Annotated in this window: 9 protein-coding genes, 3 tRNA genes and 1 rRNA gene; 9 read left to right on the top strand and 4 right to left on the bottom strand. The window is 40.5% G+C overall.

The window, feature by feature from the left end; translation table 11 throughout:
* Positions 1-2 precede the first annotated feature (2 nt).
* Positions 3-117, top strand: a 5S ribosomal RNA gene (gene rrf, locus H5157_RS06730).
* Between the two features lie 602 nt (positions 118-719).
* Here the strand turns inward: rrf and H5157_RS06725 are convergent.
* The 3 genes from H5157_RS06725 to uvrD form a co-directional block, all read right to left on the bottom strand.
* The gene (locus H5157_RS06725) at positions 720-1,568 is read right to left on the bottom strand and encodes a chemotaxis protein (protein WP_182724400.1); all 849 of its coding nucleotides are present in this window, start codon (positions 1,566-1,568) and stop codon (positions 720-722) included.
* Between the two features lie 103 nt (positions 1,569-1,671).
* The gene (locus tag H5157_RS06720; protein WP_182724399.1) at positions 1,672-3,741 is read right to left on the bottom strand and encodes a GNAT family N-acetyltransferase; all 2,070 of its coding nucleotides are present in this window, start codon (positions 3,739-3,741) and stop codon (positions 1,672-1,674) included.
* On the bottom strand, positions 3,719-5,884 hold the full coding sequence (uvrD, locus tag H5157_RS06715; RefSeq protein WP_002963007.1) for a DNA helicase II: 2,166 nt from the start codon (positions 5,882-5,884) through the stop codon (positions 3,719-3,721). The genes H5157_RS06720 and uvrD overlap by 23 nt, the downstream gene beginning before the upstream one ends.
* 303 nt (positions 5,885-6,187) lie before the next feature.
* Between uvrD and H5157_RS06710 the strand changes: the two genes are divergently transcribed.
* The 3 genes from H5157_RS06710 (at position 6,188) to H5157_RS06700 (ending at position 7,601) form a co-directional block, all read left to right on the top strand.
* Positions 6,188-6,412, top strand: a complete 225-nt coding sequence (locus H5157_RS06710) for a hypothetical protein (protein ID WP_002963009.1) — start codon at positions 6,188-6,190, stop codon at positions 6,410-6,412.
* Positions 6,413-6,528: 116 nt separating this feature from the next.
* A complete protein-coding gene (locus H5157_RS06705; protein ID WP_002963010.1) occupies positions 6,529-6,897 on the top strand; it encodes a YacL family protein in 369 nt (122 codons plus the stop codon).
* A gap of 80 nt (positions 6,898-6,977) precedes the next feature.
* On the top strand, positions 6,978-7,601 hold the full coding sequence (locus H5157_RS06700) for a dUTP diphosphatase (RefSeq protein WP_002963012.1): 624 nt from the start codon (positions 6,978-6,980) through the stop codon (positions 7,599-7,601).
* A gap of 15 nt (positions 7,602-7,616) precedes the next feature.
* Here H5157_RS06700 and yrfG read toward each other — a convergent pair whose 3' ends face one another.
* Positions 7,617-8,264, bottom strand: coding sequence for a GMP/IMP nucleotidase (gene yrfG / locus H5157_RS06695; protein ID WP_165724387.1), 648 nt, complete (start codon positions 8,262-8,264; stop codon positions 7,617-7,619).
* Positions 8,265-8,325: 61 nt separating this feature from the next.
* On the opposite strand from yrfG, the gene nudE reads away from it, so the two are divergent.
* The 5 genes from nudE (at position 8,326) to H5157_RS06670 (ending at position 10,203) form a co-directional block, all read left to right on the top strand.
* Entirely contained in the window at positions 8,326-8,898 is a 573-nt protein-coding gene (gene nudE / locus H5157_RS06690) for an ADP compounds hydrolase NudE (RefSeq protein WP_154903622.1), read from the top strand.
* Positions 8,891-9,694 carry a 3'(2'),5'-bisphosphate nucleotidase CysQ gene (cysQ, locus tag H5157_RS06685; RefSeq protein WP_182695533.1) on the top strand — a complete coding sequence of 268 codons (804 nt, stop codon included), beginning with the start codon at positions 8,891-8,893 and terminating at the stop codon, positions 9,692-9,694. The genes nudE and cysQ overlap by 8 nt, the downstream gene beginning before the upstream one ends.
* Before the next feature lie 136 nt (positions 9,695-9,830).
* Positions 9,831-9,907: transfer RNA gene (locus tag H5157_RS06680), tRNA-Met, on the top strand.
* Between the two features lie 80 nt (positions 9,908-9,987).
* A tRNA-Met gene (locus tag H5157_RS06675) sits at positions 9,988-10,064 on the top strand.
* Between the two features lie 62 nt (positions 10,065-10,126).
* Positions 10,127-10,203: transfer RNA gene (locus H5157_RS06670), tRNA-Met, on the top strand.
* Positions 10,204-10,254 lie beyond the last annotated feature (51 nt).

Genomic DNA, 10,254 nt, shown 5'->3' with positions numbered 1-10,254 from the left:
TGCTTGGTGACAATAGCGTTTTGGACCCACCTGACTCCATGCCGAACTCAGTAGTGAAACGAAACAGCGCCGATGATAGTGTAGCATTTGCTATGTGAAAGTAGGACATTACCAGGCTTCAAATTAAAGAAACCCGTTACAGCAATGTGACGGGTTTTTTGCTGTCTGGGATTTGGTAAATAGCCAAGAGCCCAAACCGCACTTAGCAGTGAAACAAAACAGCTAGAAGGCGAGACCCACTGAAGGCCGCCCTGACACAAAGAGAGTGTAGCATTTGCTATGTGACTTTCTACCGCTGTGGGCACTACGACATCCTACTGCGTAGCGCACCGACCTCACATTGTAGAGAGCCCGACTAGAAATAGTCGGGCTTTTTTACGTCTGAAAAAAGTGAAATACGCGTAATTAACATCCACTCACAGCAACACCTATCACGTAGGTCGGGCGAGCACCGCGACTCCCGACACAAAGAGAGTGTAGCATTTCACTGTGGCTCTCCACCGCTGTGGGCACTACGACACTCTACTGCGTAGCGCACAGACCTCAAATTGTAGAGAGCCTGACTAGAAATAGTCGGGCTTTTTTACATCTTTAGAAAAGTGAAATATGGGGAGTAACGGACATTACATACTCGATTCTTCTATTCATCTAAATGTACAAGTTGAGCGGAATAGCTCATTATTCCAGTACTAAAGTTTATAGCCAAATCTAAAGGCTATTTAAAATAATCCGTAAGCTTGGGTTCCTTCACTTTCGGGTTCTTCTATTTGGGTTGGTTTAAATATTACACTTGGATCAATTAATACACTGTGTTTTTGGGGGAGCTTGATTAATCCTAGCATCATATTTTTAGTTTGTGGGTCTAGATCAAAACCAACCTCAGTGAGCTTATCCAGTGGCTTTATGTCTTCTTTTTTATAGTCGATATTATCTTCAACTTTATCTACTAATAAACCAACATGTGGATTTAATCCATCTTTGGTGGTGAAAACAATAATAGGTTTATAGTCTAAGGTTATTTGCTCTTTAGCGGATTCAAATAAACGCTCAAGCTGAATTAGACTACTGCGCTTAATTTTGTCGAGCAGAGCTGATGTGTGTTTATCATCACTTCGATTATGGGCTGCTATGGCTGCTTTCGCTGTTTCTAGTAATGATTGGAAGGGCTCGTCAAGCCGAGACATTGTTAATTTTAAGTCTTCATTGTCGGTGTTGAATTCTTTGTAAAACAAAACAAAATCTTGTAGTTCGGCGTCATTATTTGAAATAGAAGCCGAGCTATTTAATAAGTTGCTTTGAAGGGTATTAAACCAGTTTAATAGTTTGTCTTGCCATATTCTTAGTTGCTTTAGTACATGCGCATTACTTTGTTCAGTTGAGATATTATTTAAAATAATACCTAAATCAAAAACAGGCGTTGGTATATCCATATAATCTTTAACACCAATAAAGCTTTTATTATTGTTGGGTAAAGTTGTTAGATTATTGTCAAAGCGCTCTGTTAATAAAATATCGAGTATTTTAAGTGAAATTGTTTTGCAGCCCACTTTAAAGTTTATTAATTCCATGCCTTTATCTTAATTTACCTATTAATGCTTTAAGGATAGAACAAATTAAATAAATAGCTTAAAGATGGATAAAATTTAACAGAGATAGGGCAACTAGAAATTATTAGATGGTGCTAGTGAGGTTTTTTATGGCACGTTTAAATTGATTCTCAAGCTGCTTTTTTCCTAATAAACCTAAGTGTTGAATCACTTTTTCATTACTTTCATTTTGAAGTACTAGCTTTATTAAAAGTTGTTTATCCGACTCTGTTAATTGAGATATACAAGAAGGTGACTGGTTCACTACCTGCCAAAGAGTTGCAGAGATACTAAATTGAGTGAAGTTACTTTTAGTGAGCAGCGCTAATCGGTCGTGAGTCTCTAGGCTTATTAACTCGTCGCTAAATCCTTCAGTTATAATATTCACGAGTTGCCAATCTAGTGTTTTAAAGTGTGTTAAAAGAGCATAAAAGAAATCGTTTTTAAACTGCTTTTTTAGGGGTTGAAGAATTGTACTTTTGTCACTTAAGCATTTAACCACAAGCGCCGAATGTTCAGCGGTGCTTTTATCGCGTTGATAACCTAATTTTACAGTATCAAACCCTAGGTTTTGCCAAAAATTAAGTAACTGCGCTGTTGCCCCAAAGCTTGCACCAAGCCAACTACATTGGCTTTTTACCTGCGATTCGCAATAACTAAGTAACTTTTTACCAAGTCCTATATTGTGGGAACTCGGATCAATCGCTATTCGTACAACGCGGGCGCTCAGTTGTGTTAAACAGTCATTATTAAAGCTAAGTTGTGAGAGTGCTTGCGCCATTAAATGTCCTTGCGGACGGCGCTCTCCACTTATAACCTGTAGGGCAAGTTCTTCACTCAAACCACCTTCTATGGCGATTAAGCATACGCCAACTAATTGATTATTAATTTTGCTAATAAATAGTCTTTGCGATGGTGCGTCTAGTAGTTGGCGTAAGTCGTTGACACTACTTTGATAGTGAGCCAGTGCAAGTAGGGCAATAACTTGTTGCAGTAAAGGCTCATTGTTTACAAGGGATTGCTGAGTTACTTCGCTATGAATTGGCTGCTCTAATTCATCACTACTTAACTCTATATATTCTGCATCGAGTGCAAGTAAGGTGCGAATGTGCTTCTCGAGGGGATCGTGTTTAGCAAAACGCAGTGGCTCATCAAGCGTTACAACTTTAGAGGCTTTATAGTGCGCTTTAATATAGTTACTAAAGCGAATGGTATAACCCCTACCATTGCCTTCATACCCAACCAGAGTGCTTGCAAATACTATACGAGGGTAATGAGCTAGCATTTGTAGTAATAACGGAACAGGGATTGCTGCAGCTTCATCAACGAGTAGTAAATCGCACTCAGGTAGTGTGTTTAATAACGCATCAGGTGCAACGTAGTGCAAGTTGGCGAGCTGTTTATGTTCAGCGTTGTATTGAAGGCTTAACTCTTGGGCTAAATGTTTAAAGCTGCTATGGGTCGCTTTAAACTGAGTACTGCAAATAATTACTTTTTTATCAGTTAGTTTTGCCGCGGCTAAGCCAAGTGCTGCCGACTTACCTCTGCCTCTATCAGCATTAATAAGTAAAGGCCTGTTGGCACGACCGTTGGCTACTTTTACTATTTGATCAACGCAGTTTTGCTGTGGTTGATAATCAATTTTATTATGAGCTACATAGCTGGCGTTATGATTAATACAGCCACTTTTTTCACTCAAATGAAAAGCGGGTAACGGTTTAATAATAGTTGCGAAACGCTGATTAAATATGCTGTAGTCAATGCTCTGACCGTGTGATTGCACTGTACTTAATGCGGGATCTTGCCAAGAGGCTAAATCATCTAGTTCAGGCAGTAATAAAAACAGTATACCGCCTGCTTTAACGGTGCCGGCAAGTGCTGCAAGTTTATCAGGGTGCAAACCACTAAAACCATCGTAAACAGCATGAGCAAATTCTTGCCCTAAAATTTGGTGTGTGCGAGTAGGCCAGTACGAATTTTTAATCGCGCACTGCTTTGATACAACAAGTGTATTGTTTTCATCTATTAATGAGTTAAGTATTTCATAACACCAAGCTGGGCTGCCCGTGATCAACACTAGCTGACGATGATACGCGCCAGCTAATTGTTGCTCTAACTCATTTAGGTGTGCTTTATACCGCTTGTAATCGTGCATAGGCCGTTACTAACCATTTGCTACCAAGGTCGTCAAAGTTAACTTGTACGCGAGATTGTGCGCCACTACCTTCATAATTCAGTACAGTACCAATACCAAACTTAGCATGCAGTACGCGTTGTCCTAAGTTAAAGCCACTGTCTTCAAATGCGGCATGGCTAACTGATGCGCTAAAACGCCCAGCGGCAGGCGGGCGAGAAACCTGTGTTTTAATACGGATTTCTTCTACGCAGTCTTCAGGGATTTCGCGTAAAAAGCGAGATGGGCTATGGTATTTTTCTTGCCCGTATAAACGGCGACTCTCAGCATGGCTAATGTATAACTTATCCATTGCTCGTGTCATGCCTACATAACAAAGGCGGCGCTCTTCTTCTAAGCGACCCGACTCTTCGTTGCTTTGCTGAGAAGGGAACATGCCTTCTTCTACGCCTACCATAAACACTAGCGGAAACTCTAAGCCTTTAGCTGAGTGAAGCGTCATCATTTGTACGGCGTCTTCGTGTTCTTCTGCTTGTCCTTCACCTGACTCAAGTGACGTATGGGCTAAAAAGCCTTGTAAAGGTGAGCTGTACTCTTCGTCTTCAGGCAGCTCATACTGATCACAAGCGCTAATTAGCTCTTCTAAGTTTTCTACGCGAGCACGGCCTTTTTCACCTTTTTCGGCTTGGTACATTGCCATTAAGCCTGAGGTTTGAATTGTGTACTTGGCTTGCTCATGCAAAGTTAGGTCGCTAATTTTATCTTCTATTTGTTCAACGAGTTCTACAAACTTACTTACTGCACCAGAAGCACGACCAGATAAATGCTGTTGTTCTACAATTGCTTTTGCGGCATACCAAAGCGGTAACGATTCTGCTCGTGCACAATCGCGTATATGGCTCAATGTTTTATCGCCAATACCGCGTGCTGGCGTATTAATTACACGCTCAAACGCGGCATCGTCTTGACGATTACCTACTAGGCGTAAGTACGACAACGCATCTTTAATTTCTTGTCGTTCGAAGAATCGCATACCCCCATAAATACGGTATTTTAAGCCTTCTTGCAGCATGGCTTCCTCAAGTACACGAGATTGCGCGTTACTACGGTATAAAATTGCGGCATCTTGTAGGGCATTACCTGCATTTAACCAGCTTCGTAGTTTGCTACTTACAAAGCGTGCTTCGTCTAACTCATTAAATGCCGCATAAATAGAAATTGGCTCGCCATCGTTACCGTCGGTCCATAAGCTTTTACCCATACGCTCTGAGTTATTTTGAATTAATGCATTAGACGCTTTCAAAATAGTTGCTGTTGAACGGTAGTTTTGTTCAAGACGAATGGTTTCTGCGCTAAAGTCAGTTAAAAATCGTTTAATATTTTCGATTTTAGCACCGCGCCAACCGTAAATACTTTGGTCATCGTCGCCTACAATCATGATACTGCTTGTATCGCCTGCAAGTAACTTTAACCAAGCATATTGAATGGTATTTGTATCTTGGAACTCGTCTACGAGCATATGTGCAAAGCGTTGCTGATAATGACGCAGTAACGTTGGGTTATTTTTTAACACTTCGTAGCTGCGTAGTAATATTTCGGCAAAATCTACTAGGCCTGCTCTATCACAGGCCTCTTGGTAGGCGGCGTAAACACGCAGCATCATTTGCTCGTTAATATCGTATGCTTGAATATCTTTAGGGCGAAGTGCTTCATCTTTTTTAGCGCTGATGTACCAGCCAAATTGTTTGGCGGGCCATTTTTTATCATCGATATTCATCGATTTTAATAAGCGCTTGATCATCCGAAGTTGATCGTCAGAGTCTAAAATTTGAAAGGCTTCTGGTAAGTTAGCTTCACGGTGATGAGCACGTAAAATACGATGCGACAAACCATGGAACGTACCAATCCACATACCACCTACAGGGGCTTTTAGTGTTTCTTCAACGCGGCTGCGCATTTCTTTAGCCGCTTTATTAGTAAAGGTTACGGCAAAAATACTGTAAGCAGATGCTTGCTCAACTTGCATAAGCCACGCAATACGATGAACTAACACTCGTGTTTTACCAGACCCAGCACCTGCTAATACCAGCATGTTTTGTAGTGGGGCTGCAACGGCATCGCGTTGTTTGTCATTTAAGCCATCGAGTAATTGTGAAACGTCCATCGTTACGCCTTTTTAATCAATATTGTGGGCAGTATAACAGGTGTTTTTGTTAGGCTAAATAAAATACTGTTTTTATAAACAGCTATTTATAAAATAGCCTTAAAAACGAGTAACTTGATAATTTTTTGAACAAACAAAAAAGCGTAAACGCACAATAAAAATTGCTAATTTGACCTAAAGTTAGCAAAATTTACTAACTCTCTAAATCTAGACTAATTTAACTATTTGATTTGTAAGCTTTAATAAATTGGCATAGAGTGTGTAAGTAAATAATTATAAAATCAAATAAATACAGAGGTTAGTATGGCAGATCAAGGTTCTGGCGGTAACGTAATCGCAGCATTATGTAATATATTTTTTCCTGGTTTAGGGCAGTTAGTGCAAGGGCGTATTTTAGCGGCTATATTTTTTGCACTCGCTATTATAATAAGTTACGCACTAATTTATGTGCTTGTAGGTTTTGTACTAGTGCCTATTATTTACTTATGGTCGATTATTGACGCAGCGCGTTATAGATCGCGAAGTTAACTGCTTTAAAGTTGAATAAAATAGCGCCCTTGTGGCGCTATTTTACTTTATATGTCCTGTGGTTTGCGGGCGTTTACGTATATAATTACGCAATTAAAGATTTACAGGCAAATCCTATGGAATATCAATTTATTCGCGACCCTATTAGTGGGCTACGTATTAAAATAAGTAGTGAACACGCTATTATTGGTCGCTGGCTAAACGAAGAAATAGGCAAAGACAAAGTAGCTATGGTTCAAGCGCTTATTGCATCGGTGAGTTCAAGCTATGAGCCGCTAACGCTAAAAGGCCAAGAAATAGATTTAATATTAACCAAAGACGAAGCACTATTTGAAGCCCATGCGCTTCATCAAGACAGTGAAGACCTAATAGCGTATCAAGATGACGATTTAGCGCTTGAAGAAAATGGTTTAAGTAGTGGTTGTGGCTTTGAAGATTTCATTGATTTAATTGATTCATGGGCTGAATTTAGCGGCTCAAAGTAAACTACATATTAAGATAGTGCTGATGCGTTAAGCTTCCTTTATCGGTACTATTACACTAATCAAAAACGACAGGAATGAATATGTCTGCCAATTTAAACAAGCTAGTAGTTATGCTAGAAATGCAAAACGCCATGAACACTAAAGTACATGAGCAATGGTTTACTCAAGGATTCGAATGGTACCGCGCTATTTGGGTTGAGTGCGCTGAAATGCTGGATCATCATGGTTGGAAATGGTGGAAAAAACAAACACCAGATACTGAACAAGTTATTTTAGAGTTGGTTGATATTTTTCATTTTGGTCTATCGCTTAGAATTGACGGCAAAACTAGCTACGAAGACTTAGCAAAGCAACTTGAAGCTGAGCTTAGTAATGCTCAACAAGCGGATGACTTTAAACAAACGCTAGAAATATTAGCGGCTTCCGCCGTTGCAGATAAAACGTTTAATGCCGCTGCCTTTGCCGGCTGTATGGCGCAAATGGGTATGGATATTGATGATTTATATCGCGGCTACGTAGGTAAAAATACGTTAAACTTTTTCCGCCAAGATCACGGCTACAAAGATGGTAGCTATATTAAAGAATGGAACGGGCAAGAAGATAACGAGCATTTAGTTGAAGTAGTTAAAAGCCTTGATACAGAACATGCAGATTTTGCAAAGTTAGTATACCAAGGCCTTGAAGCGCGTTACCCAAAAATCTAGCCCACGTAAACTGAGTTAAATAATCTTACGATAGTCGGTAACACTCAGGTAATCGGCTATTTCGTTATGTGGTTGTTGGCTATCAGGGTTAGCAACTGCAAGTAAGTGCTCGATGCCGTATTCTCGTGCGGCATTTAATACCGGCACACTGTCATCTACAAACAAAGTGCGCTGCTTATTAAACCCTAAGTCTTTTTGTACTTGGTGCCACAAACTTTGCTGCTCTTTACTTACTCCATATTCATGAGTAGACACTACACCATCTAGGTAGTTATCAATCGCTGTATGCTCAAATTTCAGCATGACACTCTCAGGGTGGGCGTTGGTAAGTAAAATTAACTCTTTGCCTGCTTTTTTAAGCTCGGTTAAAAAATGAGGTACGTCTTCGCGCATTTTAATTAAATGCTGAGACTCTCGTTTAAGCTCCATTATAGGCAAGTTTAATTGCTGCTCCCAATAATCTAAACAATACCACTGTATTTGACCGCTCACAGCTTGATAGCGTTTTAAAATATCTGCTTTAGCTGCATCTAGGCTAATGCCTCTAGCTAATGCGTGTTGCGCAGGGATAACGTTAAGCCAAAAATGACTGTCGTAATGTAAATCGAGTAATGTTCCATCCATGTCGAGCAAAACGGTATCGATTTTTGACCAATTTAACATAGGAATTTCAACTTATAAGGTTTATTATTGAACTAACTGCCATGATAGCAAATTAACGCCAATGACACAGAAAAAGCACCCAACACCACCACAAATCCTCAGTAACAATGTTGTTGCTAAAAGTCGCCTGTTTACTGTGGAGTCTTTAGAGTTAAAGTTTTCTAATAACGAAGAGCGCCAGTATGAGCGAATTCGCGGCGGTGGCCGGGGAGCAGTGATGATTGTTCCGTTAAGTGCAGATAATGAGTTACTACTTGTACGTGAATACTGTGCGGGCACAAACAATTACCAGTTAGGTTTTCCTAAAGGCTTAATCGATCCGGGCGAAACCCCAGAGCAAGCTGCTAACAGAGAACTTAAAGAAGAAATTGGCTTTGGCGCTGAGTATTTTAAACCATTAAGAACAGTAACAATGGCGCCGAGTTACTTTAATGCCACAATGCATATTTTATTTGCTAAGCAATTATACCCTCAAACCCTTATTGGTGACGAACCAGAGCCGCTAGTTGTTGTTAAGTGGCCATTAACTCAGTGGCAGTCATTATTAGACCAAGAAGATTTTACCGAAGCACGCAGTGTTGCAGCTTTGCTATTATTAGATAAGTATTTAGCGTCTGGAGCTGCCGATGAATAAATTAATCGAACCGTGCATTGAATTAGCTGAGCGTGCTGGCGATGCAATTATGGCCATTTATAAAAAAGGCGATATTGGCCAACAAGAGAAATCAGATAATACGCCTGTTACCAAAGCTGATCTAGCAGCAAATGACGTACTTGTTGCTGGATTAAAAGCACTTGCACCCGATATCCCAATTATGTCGGAAGAAACACCTATACCAGCACTCGCCGACAGACAAGATTGGCAGCGTTATTGGTTGCTCGATCCGATGGATGGTACAGGCGAATTTATTTTAGAAAGTGGCGACTTTGCAGTAAACATTGCATTGATTGAAAATAATCACCCTGTGCTTGGCGTTATTCATTGGCCTGCAAAAGGTGTGACTTATTTTGCTACTGCTAAAAATGGTGCCTTTAAACGTGAAAACTCAATTGATAAGCAAATATCTGTAGCGCCGCCAGAGAGCTTGACGCTTGCAGTGAGCCGCCGCCAAAAAATAGAAGCGGTGAGTCAGTATTTAAATAGTCAGTTTACAACGATTGCTATTGGTTCGTGTTCTTTAAAAGCCTGTACTGTTGCAGAGGGCAAAGCAGATTGTTTTTTAAGAATTGGTCCAACGGGAGAGTGGGATACAGGTGCTTCACAAGTTATTGTTGAAGAAGCCGGTGGTTGTATTACGGATGCAGAATTTAATCCGCTAACGTACAACCAACGAGAGAGTACTGAGAACCCTGACTTTATAGTGATGGGACATCCCGACTGGGAATGGCAAAAAATGATTAATCCACATCAAAGATTGATCGCAGAGTAGTAATTTGATTGCTTTTTGTTCGGTTGAACAACTTTAATTAGTTTAGGTCTTGCATTAAATGTTTATTCCTATATAGTAGCGCTCTCTTCAAGGCAGGCAAGTAAATATTACGAAAATGCTTTAAAGAAATTACAGGCGCGGGATGGAGCAGTCTGGTAGCTCGTCGGGCTCATAACCCGAAGGTCGTCGGTTCAAATCCGGCTCCCGCAACCAATTTCCTTAGGGATTGAGGTTACTGTAAACTCTAACTTAAGAGATAAAATAAAGTAGTCGATAGACTTAAAATATACAGGCGCGGGATGGAGCAGTCTGGTAGCTCGTCGGGCTCATAACCCGAAGGTCGTCGGTTCAAATCCGGCTCCCGCAACCAATTCTTTAATTGGAAGCCAAGTTGTAATGTAAGCAACTTTAAATAAGTCTACAAATTTCAGGCGCGGGATGGAGCAGTCTGGTAGCTCGTCGGGCTCATAACCCGAAGGTCGTCGGTTCAAATCCGGCTCCCGCAACCACTGAAATAAATAAGAATGAAACGACACGCTTAAAGCGTGTTTTTTTATGTC

Source organism: Pseudoalteromonas sp. SG43-3 (assembly GCF_014164385.1).
Classification (GTDB): domain Bacteria; phylum Pseudomonadota; class Gammaproteobacteria; order Enterobacterales; family Alteromonadaceae; genus Pseudoalteromonas; species Pseudoalteromonas distincta.
Note: the sequence above shows the minus strand (reverse complement) of the source record. Positions and strands in the feature narration are given on the sequence as shown.

Excerpts from the sequence above, each read along its gene's own strand:
- H5157_RS06710 (WP_002963009.1), top strand. The coding sequence starts at position 6,188 with ATGGCAGATCAAGGTTCTGGCGGTAACGTAATCGCAGCATTATGTAAT.
- yrfG (WP_165724387.1), bottom strand. The coding sequence starts at position 8,264 with ATGTTAAATTGGTCAAAAATCGATACCGTTTTGCTCGACATGGATGGA.
- H5157_RS06720 (WP_182724399.1), bottom strand. The coding sequence starts at position 3,741 with ATGCACGATTACAAGCGGTATAAAGCACACCTAAATGAGTTAGAGCAA.
- nudE (WP_154903622.1), top strand. The coding sequence starts at position 8,326 with ATGACACAGAAAAAGCACCCAACACCACCACAAATCCTCAGTAACAAT.
- cysQ (WP_182695533.1), top strand. The coding sequence starts at position 8,891 with ATGAATAAATTAATCGAACCGTGCATTGAATTAGCTGAGCGTGCTGGC.
- H5157_RS06700 (WP_002963012.1), top strand. The coding sequence starts at position 6,978 with ATGTCTGCCAATTTAAACAAGCTAGTAGTTATGCTAGAAATGCAAAAC.
- H5157_RS06705 (WP_002963010.1), top strand. The coding sequence starts at position 6,529 with ATGGAATATCAATTTATTCGCGACCCTATTAGTGGGCTACGTATTAAA.
- uvrD (WP_002963007.1), bottom strand. The coding sequence starts at position 5,884 with ATGGACGTTTCACAATTACTCGATGGCTTAAATGACAAACAACGCGAT.
- H5157_RS06725 (WP_182724400.1), bottom strand. The coding sequence starts at position 1,568 with ATGGAATTAATAAACTTTAAAGTGGGCTGCAAAACAATTTCACTTAAA.